Source organism: Microbacterium canaveralium, assembly GCF_047238045.1.
Lineage (GTDB): Bacteria > Actinomycetota > Actinomycetes > Actinomycetales > Microbacteriaceae > Microbacterium.
In genome coordinates this window covers 66,776-90,089 of the sequence record NZ_JBDFMA010000003.1, presented here as the reverse complement: position 1 = coordinate 90,089, position 23,314 = coordinate 66,776, and the positions used below count along the sequence as shown (strand labels likewise).

Sequence of the window (23,314 nt, the reverse complement as noted above, 5' to 3'; positions counted from 1 at the left end):
TTCCCCCGTGACCACTGAGACGCGCGTCCTCTCCGGACGCTACCGCGTCGACGACCTCATCGGTCGCGGCGGTATGGCCAGCGTCTACCGCGGCTACGATCAGACGCTCGGGCGCACGGTGGCGATCAAGATCCTCAAGGCCGACCTCGCCAGCGACGCCGCGTTCCGCACGCGGTTCCGTCTCGAGGCACAGGCGGCTTCCCGCATGGCGCACCCGACGATCGTCCGGGTGTTCGACGCCGGCGAGGATGTCGAGGTTGGCGCGGACGGGATCGAACGGCCCGTGCCGTACATCGTGATGGAACTCGTCCACGGACGACTCCTGAAAGACGTCATCGCGGCCGGTCCCGTCCCCCTCGACGACGCGCTGCGCTACGCCGACGGCATCCTGGAGGCGCTGGAGTACTCCCACCGCGCCGGTGTCGTGCACCGCGACATCAAGCCCGGCAACGTCATGATCACCGACGCCGGCCGCGTCAAGGTGATGGACTTCGGTATCGCACGGGCCGTCTCGGACTCGTCGTCGACCGTCGCAGAGACGACGGCCATCGTGGGGACGGCGGCGTACTTCTCACCGGAGCAGGCCAAGGGCGAGTCGGTGGACGCCCGCGCCGACCTGTACTCCACCGGTGTCGTGTTGTACGAACTCCTGACGGGCCGTCCGCCGTTCCGAGGCGAGACCCCGGTCGCCGTTGCCTACCAGCACGTCAGCGAGGCACCCCTGCCGCCGAGCGAGATCAACGACGCCGTTCCGCGTGCGCTCGACGCCGTGGTGCTCCGTGCTCTCGCCAAGGATCCTTTCCAGCGCCCGCAGGACGCCGCCGGGTTCCGTGAAGACCTGGATGCCACGGTCGAGGGCAAGGAGCCCACGAAGCGTCAGATGTCGGCGCTGTCGAACGAACTGTACGGACCGAACCCGCGTCAGGCGGCTGAGACGGCGCGTTCGCTGCGCCAGCTGAGCACGGACACGACGATGCGACGTACGCAGCCCGGACCGCCGGTGGCCTGGATCTGGGCGGGTGTCGCCGTCCTGGCCGTTCTGCTCGTCTCCGTGCTGCTGTGGGTGATTCAGATTCAGCCGTCGTCCACGGTGCCCTCCGTCGGACGCACCGTTCCCAGCGTCGTCGACATGACGTACGACCAGGCCGTGGAGGCGCTGACGGAGCAAGACCTCACCGCCAAGCGGGTCGACATCGCTGATCCCGCGGTCCCGGAGGGCAACGTCGTCCGCACGACGCCGAGCGCCGAGACGTCGGTCGCCGCGGGCCAAGAGGTGACGGTCTACGTCTCGACGGGCGCCGACACGGCAAAGGTTCCGATCCTCGAAGGCATCAACGAATCCGAGGCTCGCACCGCGCTCGAATCGGCAGGCCTCTCGCTCGGCCTCGTGCAGCGGAAGCCCGACCCGGCCCTGGCCGCCGGGGTCGTCATCTCGGCGAGCGTGGCTTCCGGGACGGAGGTCGCCAAGGGCACCACGGTGAACTTGGTGGTCGCCAGCGGCACGGTCGTCATCGTGAACTACGAGCGCTACCCCGTCGATGTCGCTCAGCGCGAGCTGGAAGCCACCGACAAGCAGCTGACCGTGCGTACGCAGGAAGACCCCGGGTGCCCGGCCGCGACGCCATCCCTGGTGAAGACCCAGTCCCTCTCGCCCGGCGAGGTCCCCATCCACAGCGAGATCACGCTGACCTACTGCAGCGGTTCCTGATCCCGCCGCGGCTGCAGGCGGCGGCCCGTCTCCGCCGCGCCGCGAAGTCCGGCATCCTCGAGCCACGCACCGAGGAGGGCATGGCCGTGTTCGGTCAGGATGCTCTCCGGGTGGAACTGGACGCCGACGAGGGGCGACGTGCGATGCGCGAGCCCCATGATGACGCCGGACTCGCTGGTCGCGGTCACCGTGAGCTCATCGGGCACGGATCCTGCGTCCACGGCGAGCGAGTGGTACCGCGTGGCCGCGAAACCGGCGGGGAGGTCAGCGAAGATCCCCCGGCCGTCGTGGTGGATGCGACTGGTGATCCCGTGCAGGAGCTCAGGGGCCCGGACGACCTGCCCGCCGAACGCGACGGCGAGCGCCTGATGGCCGAGACACACGCCGAGCAGCGGGATGCCGGCCGCGTGGGCCGCATGGACCACCCCGACCGAAGCGCCGGCGTCGAGCGGATGGCCGGGGCCGGGCGAGATGAGGATCGCATCGGCGTCGGCGACAGTGGCCTCGATGTCGAGCTCTCGCGCCGCGTGCGTCGTCACGCGGGCACCCAGGTCGGTGAGGTACCCGGCCAGGGTGTGGACGAAGCTGTCGCGGTTGTCGACGACGACCACGCGGAAGCTCACTCGACCGTGACCTCCTGTGGATAAAGGATGTCGCTCGCCCACGGGAAGACGTAGAAGAAGAGCCCGTAGAGCACCGCCGCGGCGAGCACGAGGACGATGAGGAGGCGGACCCACCAGGGGCCGGGCAGAACGCGCCAGAGAGCGGCGTACATCAGGCGGCTCCAGAGGTCAGGGACGCGGGCGGTCCGTCCGCGCGCGCGGTGAACGATTCGAAGACTCCGTACGCGATGGCGCGCTCGGCGGAACCGTACCGGGGGCTGCACGTGGTCATCGTGATCACCTTGTCGGTGGCCTGGACCTCGGGCTGCTGCGGCACGGGGAGCAGAACCTGCACGCCGTCGGGGCGGACGTACTCGAGGTTGCGGAAGCGGTAGGTGTACCAGCCGTCGGGCGTCTCGACGATGACGGCGTCGCCGATGCGGAGGGACGGCAGGTCCGCGAAGGGCGCTCCGTGACTGCCACGGTGCCCGGCGATGGCGAAGTTCCCCTCCTGGCCGGGCATCGCGGTGTCGGGGTAGTGCCCGATCCCGATCGGATCGAGCGTGACCGACGCGCTGACCCCACCGGCGAGCTTGAACTGGTAATCGGGACCGAGGCGCGGGATGCGAAGGACGCCGAAGACCTCGCCGTTCCCAGGCTGTGCAAGGGCGGGGGGCTCGGCGGGGCTCGGCGCCGTCGGGTCCGCGGACGCGCTCGGTGCCGCCGGTGCGGCCGCCCACTCGTCTGTCAGGGCGCCTGCTTCGCTCTTGAACTGGGCACCGATGATGGCATCGCCGATCCACAGCTGCCACCCGACGAAGAGAAGCACCACGACACCGGCAGTGAGGAGCAGATCGCCCAGGACCGCGAGCACCGTGACCCGGCGACCACGCGGCGGACGCCGACGTGACGCGCGTCGCGTGAGGGGCGGCTCGACCGTGGACACCTGCCGAGTCTAGTTCCGTAGGGTCATCGTGACCTGGCCGTTAGACTGACCCGCATGGCACGTACTGGCAACGGCGAAGACCCGATCGCTGAGCGCAACGACAACGGTTCCACGCCCAATCCGGTGTGGTTCCTCCCGATCATGATCGGTCTCATGCTCGTCGGCTTGGTATGGGTTCTCGTCTTCTACTTGAGCAACTCCCAGTTCCCTGTGCCGGGCATCGGCGCGTGGAACCTCGTCATCGGTTTCGGAATCGCCTTCGTCGGCTTCTTGATGACCACGCGCTGGCGCTGATCTCAACGGACTTACACCCGTGTAATTCATCCCCAGCTGTGGATGATCCTGTGGATAACTTCAGTAGTAGAACACGGCGGGGATGACGAGAAGCGCGAAAAGCCCGACGGTGACAAGGACGAGCAGTCCGATCTGGACGGGACGCTGGCGGGACAGCCGAGTGCGCGCGTAGAGCGCGCCGACGAGCGCGCCGACGACGAGGCCGCCGAGGTGCGCTTGCCAGGAGACGCCCACATTGGCGAGCGCCGCGCCGAAATCGCCGGTGGTCAACGACGAGATCAAGGCCACCACGAACGGCCAGGCGAAGTTGATGCCGATGAGCACCGCGATGACGCGGATGTCGGCTCCGATGTGCCGCCCGATGACCAGCAACGCGCCGAACAGAGCGAAGATCGCACCGGAGGCACCCACGACGACGGTCGTCGGGGCCAGGAGCGCGACGGCGACCGATCCGCCGAGGGCGCCGAGCACGTACAGCATCACGAACCGCCACCGACCGAGGAGCGGCTCGAGGTTGCGGCCGATGAACCACAACGCCAGCATGTTGAGGCCGATGTGGAAGAACCCGGAGTGGACGAGAGCGGCGGTGAAGAGCCGCCAGGGCTCGATCGGTCCGAACTGCGGGACGAGGTACGGCGGGTAGAAGGCCAGGGCGTTGCCGACGATGCCACCGACGCCCGGGATGAGCCCGATGACGTAGGCGAGGCCGGTGATCGCGATGATCGTCAACGTCGCAACGGGGCGACCGCTCGCGACGATCGCCGCCGGCGCCGAACGCGACCAGCGCCGCTTCGCCTTCTTCTGCGCGGGCGTCTCCGTGGCCCTCTGCTGGGCCATGCACTCGGGGCAGATGACGCCGACGGCGGCGGGTGTACGACATTCCGGACATACCGTGCGAAGACACCGTTGGCAGAGCACGAAGCTCTGCCGGTCCGGATGCCGGTAGCAGAAGTTGTCGCTGTTGCGACGGAACTCCTCAGTCGTTGACACCCGCCGCCGCCGAAGGTCAGACGGCGACGACGTCGACCGACTCGAGCACGACGGGCTCGACGGGACGGTCACCGGCGGCGGTGGGAACCTTGCTGATCGCGTCGACGACCTTCTTCGAGGCGTCGTCGGCGACCTCGCCGAAGATCGTGTGCTTGCCCTGCAGCCACGGGGTCGGGTCGGTCGTGATGAAGAACTGCGACCCGTTGGTGCCCTCGGGCTGTCCGGTGATGGCGTTCCGGCGGAGACCGGCGTTGGCCATCGCCAGCTTGTAGGGAGCGGAGAAGTCCAGCTCGGGGTGGATCTCGTCGTTGAACGTGTAGCCGGGGCCGCCGACGCCCTGACCGAGCGGGTCGCCGCCCTGGATCATGAAGCCGGGGATGATGCGGTGGAACACGACGTTCGAGTAGAGAGGACCCTCGCCCTTGGCGCCCGTCGCCGGGTTGGTCCATTCCTGCGTGCCGTCGGCGAGGCCGACGAAGTTCCGGACGGTCCGGGGAGCGTGGTCTCCGAACAGGTTGACGACGATGTCGCCGTGGTTGGTGTGAAGGGTCGCAACGGCGGTGTGGGAAGCCATGGGTACATTCTCTCAGAGTTATCTGCAAGGGTCGGCGGACGGACAGCCCCGTTCTGGCAAGATGAGGGGCGTACATCCCATCGACAGGGAGGATGAAGCCGTGGGCCTCAGCCGCAAGAGCAAGAAGGAACTGCGCAAGCTCCAGAAGCACGCCGCAAAGGTGTGGGAGTCTCAGCAGGTGCTGCTGGGCGAGAGTGGAAAGGTTGCCCGCGAAGCAGGCCGCCAGCTCGGCCGCTTCAGCCGCGAAGACCTCGTTCCCACCGTTCACGACGGGTACGACAAGTACGCCGCGCCGTACGTCGACAAGAGCGTCTCCTACGCCAACCGTTTCCTCAGCCACAAGCTCGTCCCGGCGGCCGGTGCCGTCGTCGGCGGGGCATTGTCGGTGTGGGATGCCGCGGGCGACACGCGTGACCGCCTGGCCAAGGGTCGCGGTTTCGAACTCGACACGCACAAGTACGCCAAGCGTGCCGAAAAGTACGGCAAGAAGGCCAGCAAGCGCCTCGCCGCCAAGCTTCCCAAGCAGAACGACGGCATCGGTGCCGGTGGCGTCATCGCCATCCTCCTCGGCGTCGCCGCCGCCGTCGGCGTCGCGTACGCCGCATGGCAGACGCTGCGTGCCGATGACGAGCTGTGGGTGGCAGACGACCCGCTGCGCGCTCCCGACGCGTGAGCGACCCCACCAGCAGAGTAAGAGAGGCCGCGCTCCAGCGCGGCCTCTCTGTCGATGTACGCGAACGACCGGCCGCCAACTCTCTCGACGAGGCAGCCGCATTGCTCGGCATCCATCCGGACGACATCGTCAAGACGCTCGTCGTGAAGCGATCCGACGACACTTTCCTGTTCGCCCTCGTACCGGGTGACAAGGTCATCTCGTGGCCGAAGCTGCGCGCCCTCGTCGGCGTCAACAAGCTGCGCCTGCCGGAGCCCGAGGTCGCCCTCGCCGCGACGGGATACGAGCGCGGCACTATCGTCCCGATCGGGAGCACGCACGACTGGCCCGTCTACGCCGACGAGAGCATCGTCGGCCGGCGCATCGCGATGGGTGCCGGAGCCCACGGGTACAGCCTGTTCGTGGATGCCGACGATCTGATCCGTGCCTACGGAGCCACCGTCGCCGACATCACGGCACCCCGCGGCTGACGGCTACAGCTTCGCCATCCGGAAGGCGACGTCGACGAGCTGCACCCGCCGCAGGCGCCGCGCCGCCGGCAATGTGAACCACGCCGCGCGGTCGGTCGACCCGTCGACCTCGTAGCGCAGGCGCCCACCGACGATGTGCGCCCGGTACACGATCCGCAGGGCGTGGAGCGGACCCTGGGCGTCCTCGGATAGCCGTGACTCCGCCGGGATCACGCGCGAATGGATGCCGAGGAGATCGTCGACAGCGACCCGGAAGCCGGTCTCCTCGCGGACCTCGCGGCGCACAGCGCGCTCCGGGTCTTCCCCGTCCTCGAGGCCGCCGCCCGGCAGCGTCCATGCCGCCTTTCGACCGTCGACCCAGTGCGCGAGCAGGACGCGATCATCGGCGTCCGTGATGACGGCGTACGCGGCGACTCGCATGTCCATTGCGATCACTGTATCCGCGCCGGTGACGACGCGCGCGGCGATCGGGAGGAGCCTGCGAGGGTGATGTTGTGGAGCCTAGGAGATTCGAACTCCTGACATCCTGCTTGCAAAGCAGGCGCTCTACCAACTGAGCTAAGGCCCCGGGAAGGGAACGGGTGGGGCTACCAGGACTTGAACCTGGGACCTCTTCATTATCAGTGAAGCGCTCTAACCGCCTGAGCTATAGCCCCGTCTTGCTGACGCATCGTGGTCAACCTCGAAGACTTTACCTGAATCCCGAGGTTTTTCCGAATCGGTGTCAGTTCGAGGTGAAGCCTACGAGCAGGCCGCCCGTGACCTTGACCGCGAGGTTGTAGATGCCGGCGACCACCGCGCCCATCACGGTCACGACGACGAGATTGAGGATCGCGACGATGGCGGCGAAAGCCATCACCTGGGGCAGACCCACGTACTGCGAGAGCGTCGCGCTCCCGTCGGTGAAGCTCGCGAAGAACTCGTCGGCCTTGCCGATGAGACCGGTCGCGCTCACCACGAGATAGACCAGGAAGTACGACACCACCGTGACGATGGCAATGGCGACGGCCGCCAGGAACGACAGCTTCACGGCCGACCAGAAGTCGACGTACACGAGCCGGAGACGTACCTGCTTCGCAGGGGTCTTGTGCGTCGACTTCTTGGCGAGTTTGTCGGCTACCGTGCTCATGCGTCAGTACTTTCCTCGGGGGTCTCGGAGGAGGCGGTCTCGGCGGCGTCGGGCGCGGCCGGATCGGGGGTCGTCTCCGTCGTCTCGGTCAGGTTCCGCTCGCTGTTCCGGGCGATTGCGATGATGCGATCATCGCCTCCGGCGCGGGCGAACACGACACCCATCGTGTCGCGACCCTTGGCAGGCACCTCGGCCACGGAGGAGCGTACCACCTTGCCGCTGGCAAGAACCACAAGGACCTCGTCGCCCTCGGACACCATCAAACCGCCGGCCAAGACGCCGCGATCGTCCGTCAGACGGGCCACCTTGATGCCCAGCCCGCCCCGGTTCTGCATGCGGTATTCGGTGACCGAAGTGCGCTTGGCGTAGCCGCCTTCGGTGACGATGAACACGTACTCATCGTCCTTGGCGACGGATGCCGAGAGCAGGCTGTCGCCCGCACGGAACTCCATGCCCTTCACGCCCGACGTCGAGCGTCCCATCGGGCGCAGAGCGCTGTCCGTCGCGGAGAAGCGCAACGACATGCCCAGGCGGCTGATGAGGAGGATATCGTCGCCCTCGTCGACCAGCAGGGCGCTGACGAGCTCATCGGCGGTGCCCGGTTCGGCCTCGTCGCCGTCGTCGGACGCCTGACCGCGGAGCTTGATCGCGATGACGCCGCCCTGGCGGTTGGTGTCGTACTCGGTCAGACGGGTCTTCTTCACGAGTCCGGCACGCGTCGCGAGCACGAGGTACGTCGCGACGTTGTAGTCGCGGATGTCGAGGATCTGGGCGATCTCTTCGTCGGGCTGCAGCGCGAGGAGGTTCGCCACGTGCTGGCCCTTGGCATCCCGACCGGCCTCGGGAACCTCGTACGCCTTGGAGCGGTACACGCGTCCCTTGTTCGTGAAGAACAGGAGCCAGTGGTGGGTCGTGGTGACGAAGAAGTGCTCGACCACGTCATCGGCGCGGAGCTGTGCGCCCTTCACGCCCTTGCCGCCGCGGTGCTGCGAGCGGTAGTTGTCGCTGCGGGTGCGCTTGATGTAGCCGTCGCGCGTGACGGTGACGACCATCTCTTCTTCGGCGATGAGGTCTTCGACCGACACGTCGCCGTCGAATCCGTGCAGGATCTCGGTGCGGCGGTCGTCGCCGAAACGGTCCACGATCGCGGTGAGCTCGTCACGGATGATGGTGCGCTGGCGCGCCGGGGTCGCGAGGATGTCGTTGTAGTCCGCGATGCGGGCCTCGAGCTCCTGCGCCTCGTCGACGATCTTCTGCCGCTCGAGCGCCGCGAGGCGGCGCAGCTGCATGTCGAGGATCGCCTGCGCCTGGATGTCGTCGATGTCGAGGAGCTTCTGGAGGCCCTCGTTGGCATCCTGGGCCGTCGGAGACCGACGGATGAGGGCGATGACCTCGTCCAGCGCGTCGAGCGCCTTGAGGTAGCCGCGCAGGATGTGCATGCGCTCCTCGGCCTTGCGCAGGCGGTAGCGCGTGCGCCGGACGATGACCTCGACCTGGTGATCGATCCAGAGGCTGATGAACCCGTCGAGCGAGAGCGTGCGGGGCACGCCGTCGACGATCGCGAGCATGTTCGCGCCGAAGTTCTCCTGCAGCTGCGTGTGCTTGTACAGGTTGTTCAGGACGACCTTGGCGACCGCGTCGCGCTTCAGAACGATGACCAGGCGCTGACCGGTACGGCCCGACGTCTCGTCGCGGATGTCGGCGATCCCGGTGATCTTGCCCTCGCGGGCGAGGTCACCGATCTTGACCGCGACGTTGTCGGGATTGACCTGGTACGGCAGTTCGGTGATCACGAGGCACGTGCGGCCCTGGATCTCCTCGATGTTGACGACCGCCCGCATCGTGATCGACCCGCGGCCGGTGCGGTAGGCGTCCTTGATGCCACGGGTGCCGAGGATCTGCGCGCGCGTCGGGAAGTCGGGCCCGGGGATGCGCTCCATAAGGGCTTCGAGCAGTTCTTCACGGGTGGCATCCGGGTTCTCCAGAGCCCACAAAGCACCGGCGGACACCTCGCGCAGGTTGTGCGGGGGGATGTTGGTCGCCATGCCGACGGCGATACCGACCGAACCGTTGACGAGCAGGTTCGGGAAGCGGGCCGGAAGAACCGTCGGTTCCTGCGTCTGACCGTCGTAGTTGTCCTCGAAGTTGACGGTCTCTTCCTCGATGTCGCGCACCATCTCGAGCGCGAGGGGAGCCATCTTCGTCTCGGTGTACCGGGGCGCGGCTGCACCCTGGTTTCCGGGCGAACCGAAGTTGCCCTGGCCGAGGGCCAGCGGGTACCGCAGCGACCACGGCTGCACCAGGCGCACGAGAGCGTCGTAGATCGGAGCGTCGCCGTGCGGGTGGTAGTGCCCCATGACCTCGCCGACGACGCGGGCGCACTTCGAGAACGACTTGTCGGGGCGGAAGCCGCCGTCGTACATGCCGTAGATCACGCGGCGGTGGACGGGCTTCAACCCGTCGCGCACGTCGGGCAGGGCGCGCCCGACGATGACGCTCATGGCGTAGTCGAGGTAGCTCCGCTGCATCTCGAGCTGGAGGTCGACCTGGTCGATCTTGCCGTGGTTGTGAAGGGGCTCTGCGGGCCCGTCGGCGGGCTCGGGAGTGATGTCGTCAGCCATGGAATCTCAGTTTCGTATCGAGTCGACCGGTTCAGATGTCGAGGAAGCGGACGTCTTTTGCGTTGCGCTGGATGAAGCTGCGGCGCGACTCGACGTCCTCACCCATGAGCACCGAGAAGATCTCGTCGGCCGCGGCCGCGTCGTCGATCGTGACCTGCCGGAGCGTGCGGGTCTCGGGATCCATCGTGGTCTCCCAGAGCTCGTGATCGTTCATCTCACCCAGACCCTTGTAGCGCTGTATGCCGTTGTCCTTGGGGATGCGGCGCCCGGCGGCCTGCCCTTCGACGAGCAGGGCATCGCGCTCGCGGTCACTGTAGGCGTACTCGTGCGGGTGGTTCGACCACTTCAAGCGGTACAACGGCGGCTGCGCGAGGTAGACGTAGCCCGCCTCGATGAGTCCGCGCATGTAGCGGAAGAGGAGCGTGAGCAGCAGCGTCGTGATGTGCTGGCCGTCGACGTCGGCATCCGCCATCAGGACGATCTTGTGGTACCGCGCCTTGGCCATGTCGAAGTCTTCGCCGATACCCGTGCCGAAGGCCTGGATCATCGCCTGGACTTCCTTGTTGCCGAGCGCCCGGTCGAGGCGCGCGCGCTCGACGTTGAGGATCTTGCCGCGCAGCGCCAGGATCGCCTGAGTGTGGGGGTCGCGTCCCTGCACCGCCGAGCCGCCGGCCGAGTCCCCCTCGACGAGGAAGATCTCGCTGATCGAGGGGTCTTTCGACGTGCAGTCCTTCAGCTTGTCGGGCATGGCGGCCGACTCGAAGACGCTCTTACGACGTGCGGTCTCCCGCGCTTTGCGGGCAGCCAGACGTGCGGTCGCGGCGTCGATCGCCTTCCGGATGACGTTCTTCGCCTGCGCGGGGTTGCGGTCGAACCAGTCGCCCAACTTGTCGCCGACGACCTTCTGCACGTAGGCACGCGCCTCGGTGTTGCCGAGCTTGGTCTTCGTCTGACCCTCGAACTGCGGCTCGGAGAGCTTCACGGAGATGACGGCGGTGAGACCCTCACGGATGTCTTCACCGGTGAGGTTGTCGTCCTTCTCCTTCAGGAGGTTGTTCGCGCGCGCGTAGCGGTTGACGAGCGTCGTCAGCGCCGCACGGAATCCCTCCTCGTGCGTGCCGCCCTCGTGGGTGTTGATGGTGTTCGCGAACGTGAAGACGTTCTCGGTGTACGCCGTCGTCCACTGCATGGCGAGCTCGAGCGCGATGTTGCGATCGGTGTCTTCCGACTCGACCTCGATGATGTCCTCGTTGACCACGTCGGCCTTGCGGACGCGGTTGAGGTGCTCCACGTAGTCGACCAGGCCGCGCTCGTACAGGAAGCTGTCGTGGCGGCCCTGCGTGGTCTCTTCGCCCGGCTCACCCTCGGTCACGACGGCCTGCGGGCGCTCGTCGCGCAGGCTGATGCGCAGCCCCTTGTTCAGGAACGCCATCTGCTGGAAGCGAGTGCGAAGGGTGTCGTAGTCGAAATCGACGGTGTCGAAGATCGTGGCATCCGGCCAGAACGTGATCGACGTCCCGGTCTCTTCGGTCTCTTCGCCCTTCGCGAGCGGGGCCAACGGCACGCCGCCGTCGCGGAACGACTGGCGCCACGCGTGTCCCTGACGCTTCACCTCGACCTCGAGGCGCGTGGAGAGGGCGTTGACGACAGAGGACCCCACGCCGTGCAGACCACCGGAGACCGCGTACCCGCCGCCGCCGAACTTGCCGCCGGCGTGGAGGACGGTCAGCACGACCTCGACGGTCGACTTGCCCTCGGTGCGGTGCATATCGACCGGGATGCCACGGCCGTTGTCGATCACGCGGACGGCACCGTCGGTAAGGATGGTGACGTCGATCAGATCGCAGTGGCCGGCGAGGGCCTCGTCGACGGAGTTGTCGACGATCTCTTGGACGAGGTGGTGCAGGCCGCGCTCACCGGTCGAGCCGATGTACATGCCGGGACGCTTGCGAACGGCCTCGAGCCCCTCGAGCACCTGGATGGCGTCTGCCCCGTACTCGTTCGAAACCTTCGTGCTGGCCTTTTCGGGTTCCTCGGAAACGGTGTCGGGGTTTTCGGACGTCATGACTTCGCGAGCTCCAGATCGATTCGTCGGAATCTCCATCTTACCGCGCGAGGCCTCGTAAAGCGGTGTGTACGCCCCTAGGAGGGGAGAAATCGCACCGGACCAGTCCGGACCATGGCCTAACCGTAGGTATCGCGCGGACCGCGGCCTGGAACGGCTCTCGTCCCCCATTTCCAGGAGGGGACGTCCGGCCCGATGAAGCGGATCGACTCGACCCCCGCTTCCGGAAACCGTCGGATGATCTCCGACAGGATGTGCGCGCGCATCAACTGCAGCTGCTTCGCCCACGCCGTGGAGTCGGCCTGCACCGTCAACATCCCCGCGTCGAGGGCCACGGGGCGAGTGTGCGCGGCGGTGTCGGCGCCGGCGACGTCGTGCCACGTGCGGACGAGGTCTTCGCGGGCCAGCTGCGGTTCCCAGCCCGCTGATCTCGTCAGGGTCGAGAGCACGTCGCCGAGTCCGCGAGGGTCACGGCCGGCGGTGAATGGAGCGTTGTCGTCGTCGCCACCGCGACGGCGACGCTTCTTCTTCCGATACGGGGACGGTTCCAGGCCACGCAGCCGCAGATAGGTGGCGATCGTCTCGGGGAGATCGGGCTCGTCACTCATCGGCATCCTTGATCTGGCCGGCCTCGACCCGGACGACGTGCGCGCGGAGTCCGTCGGGCACATCTTCTTCGACGGCGGAGGTCACGATCACCTGTTCGTAGCCGGCGGCGAGTTCGGCCAGACGAGTGCGACGACCGGCGTCGAGCTCGGCGAACACGTCGTCGAGGATGAGCACCGGATCGCCGAGGCGCGACTCGGCCCGGAGGAGCTCAGCGGATGCCAGGCGCAGGGCGAGCGCGACCGACCACGATTCGCCGTGCGAGGCGTATCCCTTGACGGGGAGTCCGCGCACTTCGAGCACGAGATCGTCGCGGTGCGGACCGACGAGCGTCAGCCCGCGTTCCAGCTCCATCGACCGGCGCGCAGCGAGAGCGGTGCGGAACTGCTCGGCGAGCGAATCCGTCGTTCCCGTCTCGGCGGCTGCGTCGCCCTCCTCGGGGTCTCCACCGACCACCGACAGCGCCCAGCGCAGCCGGGGGTCGTGGTCGGCGCCCGCGATCGCGGTGTACGCCTCGGCCACGGGCGTGGAGAGATCGGATGCCAACGCCAGTCGCGCCTCGATCACCTCCGTCCCGAGCGACACGAGCTTGTCGTCCCACACGTCGAGCGTCCCGAGGGCGTCACCGCGGACACCGCGGGCGCGCGCCGATTTCAGCAGCGCCGTCCGCTGGCGCAACACGCGGTCGTAGTCGGCGAGAACCCCCGCGAGCCGCGGGGCGCGCTGGACGATCAGCTGATCGGCGAAGCGTCGCCGCGCCGACGGGTCGCCGCGCACGATCTGGAGATCCTCCGGTGCGAACAGGACGACCTGTGCGTAACGGGGAAGCTCGGCGGTGCGGACATTGACACCGTTGACCCGCGCCTTGTTGGAACCCTGGCGGTTGAGCTGCAGCTCGAGGAGGACGCTGCGGTCGCCGTGCGCGAGCCGCGCGCGGACGATCGCGGCATCCGCCCCGTCACGCACCATGGGGGCGTCGCTGGAGACGCGGTGCGAACCGAGCGTGGCGAGGTAGGCGACGGCCTCGACGAGATTGGTCTTGCCCTGACCATTGCGGCCGACGAAAAGGTTGGCGCCCGCGGAGAGAGAGACGTCGGCGGCCGCGTAATTGCGGAAGTCCGTTAGTCCGAGCTGCTCCACGATCACCGGGTCAGACTACCCGCCGGCTCAGACATCCGACGGGTCGGCGGCCGGTCAGCGAAGCAGCAGGTTGGGCTGCAGCAGGTACTTGAACGAACCCTCGCCGCCCTTGTCGACCGAGGTCTGCGGGGTGATCAGCACGGGGCTGAGCTTGTTCGCGTTGTCGCTCGAGGTGAACGTGATCCGCGTGAACTCGCTGCGGACCGCGCCGAGGGATTCGAGCAGGTACTGCGGGTTCAGACCGAGGGTCACCTCGTCGCCGACGAGCGTCGCGTCGACGGACTCGGTCGCGCGCGCCTGCTCGGTGCCCGAGGCATCCATCGACACCCCGTCCGGCCCGAACGTGAACCGCAGCGGCGCGGAGCGGTCGAGCACCAGCGCGACGCGACGGACGGCCTCGGCGAGCTCGGCCGTGTTGACGACGCTGTGGTGCTCGGTCTGAGCGGGGAAGAGCCGGCGCACGGGCGGGAAGTTGCCCTTGATGAGCAGCGAGGTCACGGTCTTGTTGCCCGAGGAGAACGCGATGATCTCGCGGTCGCCCGAGCCGGAGAACGCGATCGAAATGTCTCCGCCGTGCGCGAAGGTCTTGCCGACCTCCTGCAGGGTGCGAGCCGGCACGAGAGCAGCCGTGGGCTCGTCGGATGCCGCAGCGCCGCCGTCCCAGGGGATCTCGCGCAGCGCGACGCGGTAGCGGTCGGTGGCGACGAGGCTCAGCTGCGTGCCGGTGACCTCGAGCTGCACGCCGGTGAGGACAGGGGTGACGTCGTCGCGCGACGCGGCGAAGGCGACCTGGGCGATCGCGGTCGCGAAGTCGTCGGCCGGGACGAGTCCCGACTCGCCGGTGACCTCCGGGATGGCCGGGTACTCCTGCACCGGCATGGATGCCAGCGTGAATCGGGCGGAGCCGCACGTCAGGAGGATGCCGCCATCGTCGTCGACCGTGATCTGGATGGGGGCGTTCGGGAGGCGGCTGGCGATATCCGACAGCAGACGGCCGTGGACCAGGATCGTGCCCGGCTCATCGACGGTGGCTTCGATGGTCGTCCGTGCCGACGCCTCGTAGTCGAATGCGCCGAGGGTCAGCCCTTGCTCGCCGGCCTCGATCAGGACTCCAGCAAGGATCGGCTGGGGGTTGCGCTGCGGCAGGAGCTTGACCACGAACGAAACGGCTTCGCTGAAGACATCGCGATTGACGTGAAACTTCACGGGCGCTCCCTTGACGGCGGTATGGCTTTCCCATGCTAGTGCCCGGCTGCGTGACCACACGTCGACCCGCGATCGCTCCCCCAAGGTCATCGGATCTCTGTTAACTCATTAATGGGTCTTCATCTTCTTAACAGCTGTGGAGACTGTGGATAACTCGAGGGATGCGTGTTAACAGAAGGGAACTACACGCGTGTGATCTGTGGACGGATTGCGGAGAGGGTGGGCAGTTAACAGGAGTGCGTGGTCGTGGGTTCTTCGCTCCCTCCACAGGCGTACGCGTGTCGTTCACATGTCCTCCGCAGAGATTCCGAGTTATCCACAGGTTTTCCACACTGTGTAGAACCGGGTGAAGACATCTCCGTGAGAGACGTCTCGTGCCCCGTCGGGGCCCGAAAACAGCGAAGGGTCCGCCCGCAGACGCGGACGAACCCCTGGCCTCAGGTGGGCACTCAGCGCATGCGGCCGAGCTGGGTGGTGATCTCCGAGACCTGGTTGTAGATCGACCGGCGTTCCTTCATCAGGTCGCTGATCTTCTTGTAGGCGTACATGACGGTCGTGTGATCGCGGTTGCCGAACAGCTGTCCGATCTTCGGCAACGACAGACTCGTCCGTTCGCGGCAGAGATACATGGCGATCTGACGCGCCGTCGCCACGGCCTGTGATCGGCTCGACCCGTAGAGATCATCGACCGAGAGTTTGAAGTACTGAGCCGTCGCCGTGATGATGTCGGTCGGCGACACGACGTTCGCGTCGTCTTGATCGATGATGTCGCGCAGAACGGTCTGGGCCAACGACATGTCGAGGGTCGAGCGGTTCAGACTCGCGAACGCGGAGACGCGGATCAGCGCACCCTCCAGTTCGCGGATGTTCGACGAGACGACCGTCGCGATGTACTCGAGCACGTCGTCGGGGATGAGAAGCCGTTCGCTCTGCGCCTTCTTGCGGAGGATCGCAATACGCGTCTCGAGGTCGGGCGCCTGCACGTCCGTGATCAGACCCCACTCGAAGCGGCTTCGCATGCGGTCCTCGAAGCCGGTGAGCTGCTTCGGCGGCAGGTCGCTGGTGATCACGACCTGCTTGTCGTGGTCGTGCAGCGTGTTGAACGTGTGGAAGAAGGCCTCTTGCGTCTCGGCGCGCCCCTGCAGGAACTGGATGTCGTCGATGAGGAGGATGTCGACGTCGCGGTAGCGCGCCTGGAATGCGGAGCCGCGGTTGTTCGCGATCGAGTTGATGAAGTCGTTCGTGAACTCTTCGCTCGAGACGTATCGGACACGGATGCCGGCGTACATGCTCGCGGCGTAGTCGCCGATCGCGTGGAGGAGGTGGGTCTTGCCGAGTCCCGAGTCTCCGTAGATGAAGAGCGGGTTGTATGCCTTCGCGGGCGCTTCGGCGACGGCGACCGCCGCCGCGTGCGCGAAGCGGTTGGACTGGCCGATGACGAAGTTGTCGAAGGTGTACTTCGGGTTCAGGCGAGTGTCGTTGCGGGATGCCGGGACGATCGGGTCAGGGGCCTGTTCCGACATCGGCGAGTGGGTGCTCGTGGTCTGCGACGACGTGGGTCGGTCCTCGGCGGGCGGTGCCGATCGGTGCGACTCGATCAGGTCGGGGTTGACGACGACGCGGAAGTTGCTGACCTCGGGATCGACTCCCTGTACCTGTGTGAGGGCCTCCAGGATGGGCGCCCGCATGCGCTTGTTCATCTGGGCGGCGGTCAGGTCGTTGGGCACGTCGAGGTAGAGCGTTCCCCCCATGACTCCCTGCGGGACGGCCAGGTTGAGGAATCCGTGAAGCTGGGGGGTGACCCGGTCGTCGGTGAGGAGGTGGTCGAGCACGGCGGACCAGACGGGAACATCCGGTACTTGGTGCAGTGACATATCCCCTCCGGGACCTCGGCGCGATACTGTCGACGTGCAGCGCGCCGAACCTGTGGATAACTTCCGGGGCCACGCTAGTTCGCGGTCCGCACGGAGCAAAATCAACTGTAGAACGCGGTCGCGTGTCTTTGCCACGGGTGTGGACGACGCTTGGGGATAATGAGCGGTCGGGCTCCTCGGTTTGAGTTAACGTCCCGCGCGACGTAGCCTTAGTCGGTTGACTTATGCCTACACGGCAGTCCCGACCACGTCCCCCGGCAGAAGAGCATCGGGTGACATCACCTCCGGAGTGACCCCATGAGCAAGCGCACCTTCCAGCCCAACAACCGCCGCCGCGCCAAGAAGCACGGCTTCCGCGCCCGCATGCGTACCCGCGCCGGCCGCGCGATCCTTTCGGCGCGCCGCGCCAAGGGCCGCACCGAGCTCTCGGCCTGACCCACCTAGTGCTCGCGAAGCCGAACCGACTCACCCGCGGATCGGATTACAAAGCCACCGTCCGTCGGGGCTCTCGTTGTGCCGGAACGCACACGGTGACCTACGTCGGCACTGTGCCGGACGAGGGTCCCGCGCGGTTCGGCTTCATCGTGAGTCGCCAGGTCGGCTCCGCCGTCACACGCAACACCGTTCGCCGCCGTCTGAAGGCGGTATGCGCCGAGGCGCTCCCGTTCGTTCGCGGGGGCGCCTCCGTCGTCATCCGAGCGCTCCCGTCGGCAGCCTCCATCGATTACGCCGATCTCCGCGCCGACGTCGTTCGATGCCTCCAGCGCAAGGCCGCATTATGAGTACGTCGACGCTCCCCACTTCGTCCACCGGTGTCGGTCACCTCGAGTGGTCCTCGGTTGCGGCATCCATTCCGCTTCTCCCCCGTAACGCCGGTCTCGCTCTTCTGCACGCGTATCGCGCGACGATTTCGCACGTCTACGGCGACGTGTGCAAGTACTACCCGTCCTGCTCCGCCTATTCGGTGGGCGCCGTGCAGCAGCACGGACTCGTCAAAGGAGCCGCTCTGACTGCGGCCCGCCTCGCCCGCTGCCACCCCTGGGCTCAGGGAGGCATCGACGACGTCCGTCCTCACCGCGCCTTCCGTCACGAACTCACTCCGCACGGCTTCGTCGTGCCCTCCCGAAAGGACTGATCCGTGCCGGATCTCATTGGAATCGTCCTCTGGCCCTTGAAGTGGCTCGTCGAACTCGTCCTGGTCGGTTGGCACACGCTGTTCACGGCCATTGGTCTGGCGCCGGCGGCAGGTCTCACCTGGGTGCTGTCGATCATCGGCCTCGTGCTCATCGTTCGCGCCGCTCTGATCCCCCTCTTCGTTCGGCAGATCAAGAGCCAGCGCAAGATGATGGAGATCGCCCCCGAGCTCCGCAAGGTGCAGGAGAAGTACAAGGGCAAGCGCGATCAGCTCTCCCGCGAGGCCATGAGCCGCGAGACCATGGCGCTGTACAAGAAGCACGGCACGACGCCCGTCTCCAGCTGCCTTCCGCTACTGGTGCAGATGCCGATCTTCTTCGCTCTCTTCAGCGTGCTGAACGACGTGTCCAAGCACGCCGCCGCCGGCCAGGGCGGTGTGGGACTCCTCACGCCCGAACTGACGACCGAGTTCTACGATGCGCGCCTGTTCGACGTGGCATCCATGCACGTGAACCTCGTCACCGCGTGGGGTCAGCCCGACGGTCAGTTCACGGTCGCGATCCTCCTGACCCTCGTGGTCCTGATGATCGCTTCGCAGTTCTTCACGCAGCTGCAGATCATCTCGAAGAACCTGTCGCCCGAGGCCAAGACCGGTCAGGCGTACCAGATGCAGAAGATCATGCTGTACATCCTGCCGCTGGCCTTCATCTTCTCGGGTGTCTTCTTCCCGCTCGGCGTCGTCATCTACTGGTTCGTCAGCAACCTGTGGACGATGGTCCAGCAGTTCGTCGTCATCCGTGAGATGCCCACCCCCGGATCGGATGCCGCGAAGGCTCGCGAAGAGCGGCTGGCACGCAAGGGCAAGGCGATCGATTCGAGCGGCAAGGTCGTTCCGATCGAGAAGTACGAGGCCGAGCAGCAGCGACTCTTCGAAGAGGCAGAGCGTGCCCGTGCTGCGCAGCCCAAGCGCCAACAGCCGGTGGGCAAGCAGCGTGCCAAGAAGCAGCAGCAGTCCACCAAGGCGCCGGGAACCGCACCGCGGACGACGGCGAAGCCCGGCACCGACACCCCCTCCTGAGCACCCGGAGACCATGATGACGACGTCCGAACAGATCGCCCCTGACCACACGGTCGCCACGGAAGAGCAGCTCGAACAGGAAGGCGACGTAGCCGCCGACTTCCTGGAGGGCCTGCTCGACATCGCTGACATTGACGGCGACCTCGCCCTCGATGTGCGTGCCGGTCGAGCGTATGTGTCGGTGGAATCCGATGACGCCTCGACCCTGTCGACGCTGTCTCACCCCGACACGGTTCAGGCGCTCCAGGAGCTGACACGACTCGCGGTGCAGAACGCAACCGGCCGCTTCTCACGTCTCATCCTCGACATCGGCGGGTCGCGCGACGCCCGGCAGCGTCAGCTCGAGAACCTCGTCGATCGTGCGATCCAGCGTCTCGAAGAGGGTGCTTCGCAGGCGTCGCTCCCCGCGATGTCGAGCTACGAGCGCAAGCTCGTGCACGACATTGCGGCGGACCGCGGGTACGCATCCGAGTCCTTCGGTGAAGGAGCCGATCGGCACACCGTTCTGCGTCGCGGCTGATCCGGACGACGTGGAGCACGAACTCGAAGAAGAACCGGATGCCGCGGTCACGGTGTTCGGTGATCGGATCGATCTGGCGCGCCGCTTCACCGCGGCGTTGGCGGCGCACGGTGAAGAGCGCGGGCTGATCGGCCCCCTCGAGGTCCCTCGGCTATGGTCACGCCACATTCTCAACAGCGCGGTGGCGGCGCCCTTCTTCACGGGGAGAGTCGCCGACGTGGGCTCAGGTGCGGGACTCCCCGGCCTCGTCCTCGCGATCGCCCGCCCTGACGTCGAGTTCACCCTCATCGAGCCGATGGAGCGGCGGACGATCTGGTTGTCCGAACAGGTCGAGGCGCTCGGCCTGCAGAATGTCACCGTCGAGCGCCTGCGTGCGGAGGAGTGGGCCAAGGGGCGGGTGTTCGACGTGGTGACCGCCCGCGCGGTGAGTGCGCTGCGCACGCTGATCCCCTGGACGGCGCCGCTGGCACGCGTCGGGGGCAGACTGGCTTATCTGAAGGGCGCGAACGTCGCGGCAGAGGTGGATGCCGCGGAGAAGCAGATCCGTCGGTTCGGCGTGACCGGCGTTGAGATCCACGTCGTCGGTGAGGGTGTCGTCGACGAGCCCACACGCGTCTTGACGGCGACCGTCACTCGCTGACCTCGCGAGCTCGTTGCGGGCGTCAACTCGACCAGGCTCTCACTCGCTGAACCGCGGCAGACTTCGGGTACACCCCGTGACCGGCCCTCGACTCGAAAATGTCGATCATCAGGATCAGAGGGTACGTCGGAGCCTGATCGATGATGTGCACGGTAGCTCCTTCGCATCCGATCACTGTCCTCCCCTCCGCCCAGATGACCGTCCATGTGAGGGCACCGCTCGCGTCATGAGGAATGGATGTCGTGACCATCTCGGTGGCCAGTCGATCGTCGTCGTGGGCTTTGATACCGCACCTCACCGTGGTCTGTGCTCCGACCGCGTGTGCGTCGATCTCAACGACGCAAATCTCGCCCGAGTCACGGGGATCACGATGCTCGGTCCCCACGAGCCAGATGGCGGTCATGCAGTCGGGGTCTGTACTGGCGTGAAGCGTCACGTCCACGCGACCGCTTTCAGGCGCGAACGGTAGGCGGGTGGGCACAGCCGTGCGGACAACCAATCCATCAGATCGGTGCCGATGAGTGCCCCGAGTCGACCCCTGCGGACCGGAGAACGTCCCGGTCTGCACGTTCGATACCCGTAAGGGCGCGTCTTCGGGGCGCCATTCGGGCTGATCCGCGTCGATCCGGAGTTCGAGCCCGCGCTCACTGAAGGAGGTGCGCGCCCGCGAGCGCTCCGGCGTCGTCCAGTGCGGCAGGTAATGCGGCACCCAGGTGCCCCCGAGTACACCCGTCCGGAAGTCGTCGTCGATATCCGGGGATCTCCTCGGGGGGAGGGAGAGCGGAGCGCCCGATGCGGAAGCCATGCTCCAGTGTCTCGAACGGCGTCGAATTTCGGGAGGGTCGGCGGTGGATCATCCTGAGTGCGTCGTGCGGGCAGTGGTTGTCGGCCGTGAGCTCGCAGCTCTGATCCTTGTCCACGGCGGTGAGTGAGTGTACAGTCACTCCCGTGCCTACTCGTTCTTCTGTTCTTTCGACCGCGGATGCGCGGAGGCCACTCGTGGCCGGTGTCGCGGTTCGCGAGTTCGCTCGCGGCGGCTTTCACGCCACGACCATCGCCGACGTCGCACGTGAAGCGAAGATCTCCCCGGCGTACGTCTTCAAGCTGTATCCGAGCAAAGAGCGTCTGTTCGTGGCAGCTCTGCAGAGTTGCTTCGATCAGGTCGTCGATGCACTCGAGAAGGGCGCGGATGCAGCCGAGGCGCAGGATGCTGATTCCGTGCTGTTCGCGATGGGGGGCGCGTACGCGGATCTGATCGCTGACCGAGCCCTCCTCATGTTGCAGGTCCACGCGCAGTCGGTTGCGGAGATTGCTGAGATCGGTGACGCGCTCCGAGCGGGATTGGCGAAGGTCACGACCTTCGTGAAGACGCGTTCGGGTGGCAGCGACGATTCCGTCCAGCGCTTCATTGCCTACGGCCAGCTGTGCCACTTGATCGTGACTGCCGGCATCGAGAGTATCCCCGAGACCTGGGCCACGATTCTGTCGCACGGGATTCGTCACCGTTCTTAGCAGCTCGCGCGTTCGGCGATGTTCCCTTCTTTTGCCCTTAAGAGTGAGTGAGTAGTCACTCCCTAACGTCATCAACGAATGGAGATGGAAATGAGCACTCGAGAAGCTCTCGAAACTGGTCCCCAGCACCAGACGGTCCCGCGAAGCACGCACCGATGGTTGGCACTGAGTGTGCTGGCTTTGGCGCAGTTCCTGGTGGTGTTGGATGCGTCTATCGTCAACATCGCCCTTCCCGCCATCGGGGAGCACCTTCGGATGGACACCGTGGCGCTGGCCTGGGTCATTACGGCCTACGTCCTCCCCTTCGGCGGCCTTCTTCTCCTCGGGGGCAGGCTGGCTGATCGGTACGGACATCGCCGGGTGTTCCTGCTCGGAATCCTCGGCTTCGTCGGTGCGTCCGCGCTGGCGGGTTTCTCTTTCAGCAGCCCGATGCTGCTCGGTGCGCGGGCACTGCAGGGCGGGTCGGCGGCGCTTCTGGCGCCCGCAGCGCTTGCCTTGGTGACACAGCTCTTTCCCGGCGCGGCAGATAGAACCAAGGCTCTCGGAATCTGGGGTGCCGTCGCCGGAGTGGGGTCCGCAGCTGGTGTGCTTCTCGGCGGTGTCCTCACCGCGGCGCTCGGATGGCAGGCCGTGTTCTTCGTGAACATCCCGGTAGGAGTTCTCGTCATCGTCCTCGTCCCGAGACTCGTGAGTCGGGATCAAACCGGCGCGTCCACTCGCCTCGACTATCCCGGCGCGACGACGATCACTGGCGCGTTGTTCTCATCTGTCGGTGCGCTGAGTGCCGTTGAACAGCTGGGCTTCGGGCATCCCGTGACGATCGGGCTCGCCGTTGTGGCCCTGCTGTTCGCGGTGGCCTTCGTCCTCATCGAGCGCCGAGTTGCCGATCCCCTGGTTCCCCTGACCGTCTTTCGGAACCGAAACCTGACGTCGGGAAACCTCACGATGCTCCTTGTCGGTGGCGCGATGGTGGCGCTGTTCTTCGCGCTCTCCGTCTACATGCAGGCGGTCCTCCACTACGACGCCCTGACGGCCGGTCTCACTCAGCTGCCCCTCGCCGGCGCTCTCGTCATCGTGGCCGGTCTTGCGCCCGGCATCGTCGGTTCCGTCGGCCTGAAGCGAACGCTGACGGGTTCCTTACTGATCCTCGCGGGCGGCCTGGTGTGGCTGGCGAGCTCGCCGAGTGACGCGGTTTTCGTCCTCCACATCTTGGGTCCGAGCATCCTCATCGGTGTCGGTCTCGGCGGCGCGTTCGTGACGGCGACCCAGCTCGCGGTGGACGGTGTCGAAGGCGGAGAGGCCGGTCTTGCGGGCGGGCTCGTCAATACGAGTCAACAGATCGGTGGAGCTCTGGGCCTTGCCATCCTGGCGTCAGTGGCGACTGCCCGCACCGGCGCCTTGCTGGCCGAGGGTGTGGTCTCGGCTGATGCATTGACGTCCGGGTTCTCTTGGGTCTTCCTCGGCGCGGCGGGACTCGCTCTCGTCGGTATGATCGCGGCCATGTTCTCGCGCACTGGCCGCTGACCAGCGAA

General features: G+C 66.6%; 25 protein-coding genes, 2 tRNA genes and 1 pseudogene. 12 read left to right on the top strand and 16 right to left on the bottom strand.

Annotated features, from left to right (window positions below):
* Nucleotides 1–7: 7 nt before the first annotated feature.
* A complete protein-coding gene (pknB, locus tag ABC271_RS01325; RefSeq protein WP_412923117.1) occupies nucleotides 8–1,708 on the top strand; it encodes a Stk1 family PASTA domain-containing Ser/Thr kinase in 1,701 nt (566 codons plus the stop codon).
* On the opposite strand, the gene ABC271_RS01320 is transcribed toward pknB, so the two are convergent.
* From ABC271_RS01320 to ABC271_RS01310, 3 genes are read right to left on the bottom strand one after another with little or no spacing between them, the layout of a single operon-like run.
* A complete protein-coding gene (locus ABC271_RS01320; protein WP_412923116.1) occupies nucleotides 1,690–2,331 on the bottom strand; it encodes an anthranilate synthase component II in 642 nt (213 codons plus the stop codon). The two genes, pknB and ABC271_RS01320, sit on opposite strands and share 19 nt — an antisense overlap.
* Nucleotides 2,328–2,483: a hypothetical protein gene (locus tag ABC271_RS01315; RefSeq protein ID WP_412923115.1), complete on the bottom strand. Its 156-nt coding sequence runs from the start codon at nucleotides 2,481–2,483 to the stop codon at nucleotides 2,328–2,330. Before ABC271_RS01315 ends, ABC271_RS01320 begins: the two co-directional genes overlap by 4 nt.
* Nucleotides 2,483–3,256 carry a class E sortase gene (locus tag ABC271_RS01310; protein ID WP_412923114.1) on the bottom strand — a complete coding sequence of 258 codons (774 nt, stop codon included), beginning with the start codon at nucleotides 3,254–3,256 and terminating at the stop codon, nucleotides 2,483–2,485. The genes ABC271_RS01315 and ABC271_RS01310 overlap by 1 nt, the downstream gene beginning before the upstream one ends.
* Before the next feature lie 54 nt (nucleotides 3,257–3,310).
* Between ABC271_RS01310 and ABC271_RS01305 the strand changes: the two genes are divergently transcribed.
* Complete coding sequence (locus tag ABC271_RS01305; RefSeq protein ID WP_412923113.1) at nucleotides 3,311–3,550, top strand: cell division protein CrgA; 240 nt, start codon at nucleotides 3,311–3,313, stop codon at nucleotides 3,548–3,550.
* Between the two features lie 60 nt (nucleotides 3,551–3,610).
* On the opposite strand, the gene ABC271_RS01300 is transcribed toward ABC271_RS01305, so the two are convergent.
* Entirely contained in the window at nucleotides 3,611–4,387 is a 777-nt protein-coding gene (locus ABC271_RS01300) for a rhomboid family intramembrane serine protease (RefSeq protein ID WP_412923112.1), read from the bottom strand.
* A 169-nt stretch (nucleotides 4,388–4,556) separates the two neighbouring features.
* A complete protein-coding gene (locus tag ABC271_RS01295; RefSeq protein ID WP_412923111.1) occupies nucleotides 4,557–5,114 on the bottom strand; it encodes a peptidylprolyl isomerase in 558 nt (185 codons plus the stop codon).
* 100 nt (nucleotides 5,115–5,214) lie between these two features.
* Here ABC271_RS01295 and ABC271_RS01290 point away from each other — a divergent pair, with 100 nt between their 5' ends.
* Nucleotides 5,215–5,787, top strand: a complete 573-nt coding sequence (locus ABC271_RS01290; protein ID WP_412923110.1) for a DNA helicase — start codon at nucleotides 5,215–5,217, stop codon at nucleotides 5,785–5,787.
* Nucleotides 5,784–6,257: an aminoacyl-tRNA deacylase gene (locus ABC271_RS01285; RefSeq protein WP_412923109.1), complete on the top strand. Its 474-nt coding sequence runs from the start codon at nucleotides 5,784–5,786 to the stop codon at nucleotides 6,255–6,257. The genes ABC271_RS01290 and ABC271_RS01285 overlap by 4 nt, the downstream gene beginning before the upstream one ends.
* 3 nt (nucleotides 6,258–6,260) lie before the next feature.
* On the opposite strand, the gene ABC271_RS01280 is transcribed toward ABC271_RS01285, so the two are convergent.
* The 10 genes and pseudogenes from ABC271_RS01280 to dnaA all read right to left on the bottom strand — a co-directional run bounded on the left by ABC271_RS01280 (nucleotide 6,261) and on the right by dnaA (nucleotide 16,775).
* Nucleotides 6,261–6,683 (bottom strand): NUDIX hydrolase, encoded by a 423-nt coding sequence (locus tag ABC271_RS01280; RefSeq protein ID WP_412923108.1) that lies wholly within the window; start codon nucleotides 6,681–6,683, stop codon nucleotides 6,261–6,263.
* A 69-nt stretch (nucleotides 6,684–6,752) separates the two neighbouring features.
* A tRNA-Ala gene (locus ABC271_RS01275) sits at nucleotides 6,753–6,825 on the bottom strand.
* Nucleotides 6,826–6,839: 14 nt separating this feature from the next.
* A tRNA-Ile gene (locus ABC271_RS01270) sits at nucleotides 6,840–6,913 on the bottom strand.
* 68 nt (nucleotides 6,914–6,981) lie between these two features.
* Nucleotides 6,982–7,386 carry a DUF3566 domain-containing protein gene (locus ABC271_RS01265; RefSeq protein WP_412923107.1) on the bottom strand — a complete coding sequence of 135 codons (405 nt, stop codon included), beginning with the start codon at nucleotides 7,384–7,386 and terminating at the stop codon, nucleotides 6,982–6,984.
* Nucleotides 7,383–10,007 (bottom strand): DNA gyrase subunit A, encoded by a 2,625-nt coding sequence (gyrA, locus tag ABC271_RS01260; RefSeq protein ID WP_412923106.1) that lies wholly within the window; start codon nucleotides 10,005–10,007, stop codon nucleotides 7,383–7,385. Before gyrA ends, ABC271_RS01265 begins: the two co-directional genes overlap by 4 nt.
* A 31-nt stretch (nucleotides 10,008–10,038) precedes the next feature.
* Nucleotides 10,039–12,072 (bottom strand): DNA topoisomerase (ATP-hydrolyzing) subunit B, encoded by a 2,034-nt coding sequence (gene gyrB, locus ABC271_RS01255; RefSeq protein ID WP_412923105.1) that lies wholly within the window; start codon nucleotides 12,070–12,072, stop codon nucleotides 10,039–10,041.
* A 119-nt stretch (nucleotides 12,073–12,191) separates the two neighbouring features.
* Entirely contained in the window at nucleotides 12,192–12,680 is a 489-nt protein-coding gene (locus ABC271_RS01250) for a DciA family protein (protein ID WP_412923104.1), read from the bottom strand.
* On the bottom strand, nucleotides 12,673–13,824 hold the full coding sequence (recF, locus tag ABC271_RS01245) for a DNA replication/repair protein RecF (protein WP_412923103.1): 1,152 nt from the start codon (nucleotides 13,822–13,824) through the stop codon (nucleotides 12,673–12,675). Before recF ends, ABC271_RS01250 begins: the two co-directional genes overlap by 8 nt.
* Before the next feature lie 195 nt (nucleotides 13,825–14,019).
* Nucleotides 14,020–15,114, bottom strand: a pseudogene (dnaN, locus tag ABC271_RS01240) (DNA polymerase III subunit beta); the annotation flags it as partial.
* Between the two features lie 359 nt (nucleotides 15,115–15,473).
* Nucleotides 15,474–16,775 (bottom strand): chromosomal replication initiator protein DnaA, encoded by a 1,302-nt coding sequence (gene dnaA, locus ABC271_RS01235; protein WP_412926083.1) that lies wholly within the window; start codon nucleotides 16,773–16,775, stop codon nucleotides 15,474–15,476.
* 420 nt (nucleotides 16,776–17,195) lie between these two features.
* On the opposite strand from dnaA, the gene rpmH reads away from it, so the two are divergent.
* Genes rpmH through rsmG form a run of 6 tightly spaced genes read left to right on the top strand, consistent with a single transcriptional unit; the run spans nucleotide 17,196 to nucleotide 20,270 of the window.
* Nucleotides 17,196–17,333: a 50S ribosomal protein L34 gene (gene rpmH / locus ABC271_RS01230; protein ID WP_022879826.1), complete on the top strand. Its 138-nt coding sequence runs from the start codon at nucleotides 17,196–17,198 to the stop codon at nucleotides 17,331–17,333.
* Between the two features lie 8 nt (nucleotides 17,334–17,341).
* Nucleotides 17,342–17,680 carry a ribonuclease P protein component gene (gene rnpA, locus ABC271_RS01225; RefSeq protein ID WP_412923102.1) on the top strand — a complete coding sequence of 113 codons (339 nt, stop codon included), beginning with the start codon at nucleotides 17,342–17,344 and terminating at the stop codon, nucleotides 17,678–17,680.
* Nucleotides 17,677–18,033 carry a membrane protein insertion efficiency factor YidD gene (yidD, locus tag ABC271_RS01220; RefSeq protein ID WP_412923101.1) on the top strand — a complete coding sequence of 119 codons (357 nt, stop codon included), beginning with the start codon at nucleotides 17,677–17,679 and terminating at the stop codon, nucleotides 18,031–18,033. Before rnpA ends, yidD begins: the two co-directional genes overlap by 4 nt.
* A 3-nt stretch (nucleotides 18,034–18,036) precedes the next feature.
* On the top strand, nucleotides 18,037–19,110 hold the full coding sequence (gene yidC, locus ABC271_RS01215) for a membrane protein insertase YidC (protein WP_412923100.1): 1,074 nt from the start codon (nucleotides 18,037–18,039) through the stop codon (nucleotides 19,108–19,110).
* A 13-nt stretch (nucleotides 19,111–19,123) separates the two neighbouring features.
* A complete protein-coding gene (locus tag ABC271_RS01210; protein ID WP_412923099.1) occupies nucleotides 19,124–19,630 on the top strand; it encodes a Jag family protein in 507 nt (168 codons plus the stop codon).
* Between the two features lie 10 nt (nucleotides 19,631–19,640).
* On the top strand, nucleotides 19,641–20,270 hold the full coding sequence (gene rsmG, locus ABC271_RS01205; RefSeq protein WP_412926082.1) for a 16S rRNA (guanine(527)-N(7))-methyltransferase RsmG: 630 nt from the start codon (nucleotides 19,641–19,643) through the stop codon (nucleotides 20,268–20,270).
* Nucleotides 20,271–20,292: 22 nt separating this feature from the next.
* Here rsmG and ABC271_RS01200 read toward each other — a convergent pair whose 3' ends face one another.
* Complete coding sequence (locus tag ABC271_RS01200; protein WP_412923098.1) at nucleotides 20,293–20,673, bottom strand: hypothetical protein; 381 nt, start codon at nucleotides 20,671–20,673, stop codon at nucleotides 20,293–20,295.
* Nucleotides 20,674–21,269: 596 nt separating this feature from the next.
* On the opposite strand from ABC271_RS01200, the gene ABC271_RS01195 reads away from it, so the two are divergent.
* Nucleotides 21,270–21,782, top strand: coding sequence for a TetR/AcrR family transcriptional regulator (locus ABC271_RS01195; RefSeq protein WP_412923097.1), 513 nt, complete (start codon nucleotides 21,270–21,272; stop codon nucleotides 21,780–21,782).
* A gap of 90 nt (nucleotides 21,783–21,872) precedes the next feature.
* Complete coding sequence (locus ABC271_RS01190; RefSeq protein WP_412923096.1) at nucleotides 21,873–23,306, top strand: MFS transporter; 1,434 nt, start codon at nucleotides 21,873–21,875, stop codon at nucleotides 23,304–23,306.
* Nucleotides 23,307–23,314 lie beyond the last annotated feature (8 nt).

Excerpts from the sequence above, each read along its gene's own strand:
- ABC271_RS01315 (WP_412923115.1), bottom strand. The coding sequence starts at position 2,483 with ATGTACGCCGCTCTCTGGCGCGTTCTGCCCGGCCCCTGGTGGGTCCGC.
- ABC271_RS01305 (WP_412923113.1), top strand. The coding sequence starts at position 3,311 with ATGGCACGTACTGGCAACGGCGAAGACCCGATCGCTGAGCGCAACGAC.
- ABC271_RS01300 (WP_412923112.1), bottom strand. The coding sequence starts at position 4,387 with ATGGCCCAGCAGAGGGCCACGGAGACGCCCGCGCAGAAGAAGGCGAAG.
- ABC271_RS01295 (WP_412923111.1), bottom strand. The coding sequence starts at position 5,114 with ATGGCTTCCCACACCGCCGTTGCGACCCTTCACACCAACCACGGCGAC.
- ABC271_RS01280 (WP_412923108.1), bottom strand. The coding sequence starts at position 6,683 with ATGGACATGCGAGTCGCCGCGTACGCCGTCATCACGGACGCCGATGAT.
- ABC271_RS01265 (WP_412923107.1), bottom strand. The coding sequence starts at position 7,386 with ATGAGCACGGTAGCCGACAAACTCGCCAAGAAGTCGACGCACAAGACC.
- gyrA (WP_412923106.1), bottom strand. The coding sequence starts at position 10,007 with ATGGCTGACGACATCACTCCCGAGCCCGCCGACGGGCCCGCAGAGCCC.
- gyrB (WP_412923105.1), bottom strand. The coding sequence starts at position 12,072 with ATGACGTCCGAAAACCCCGACACCGTTTCCGAGGAACCCGAAAAGGCC.
- ABC271_RS01250 (WP_412923104.1), bottom strand. The coding sequence starts at position 12,680 with ATGAGTGACGAGCCCGATCTCCCCGAGACGATCGCCACCTATCTGCGG.
- dnaA (WP_412926083.1), bottom strand. The coding sequence starts at position 16,775 with ATGGGGGGAACGCTCTACCTCGACGTGCCCAACGACCTGACCGCCGCC.
- rpmH (WP_022879826.1), top strand. The coding sequence starts at position 17,196 with ATGAGCAAGCGCACCTTCCAGCCCAACAACCGCCGCCGCGCCAAGAAG.
- yidD (WP_412923101.1), top strand. The coding sequence starts at position 17,677 with ATGAGTACGTCGACGCTCCCCACTTCGTCCACCGGTGTCGGTCACCTC.
- ABC271_RS01210 (WP_412923099.1), top strand. The coding sequence starts at position 19,124 with ATGATGACGACGTCCGAACAGATCGCCCCTGACCACACGGTCGCCACG.
- ABC271_RS01200 (WP_412923098.1), bottom strand. The coding sequence starts at position 20,673 with ATGACCGCCATCTGGCTCGTGGGGACCGAGCATCGTGATCCCCGTGAC.
- ABC271_RS01190 (WP_412923096.1), top strand. The coding sequence starts at position 21,873 with ATGAGCACTCGAGAAGCTCTCGAAACTGGTCCCCAGCACCAGACGGTC.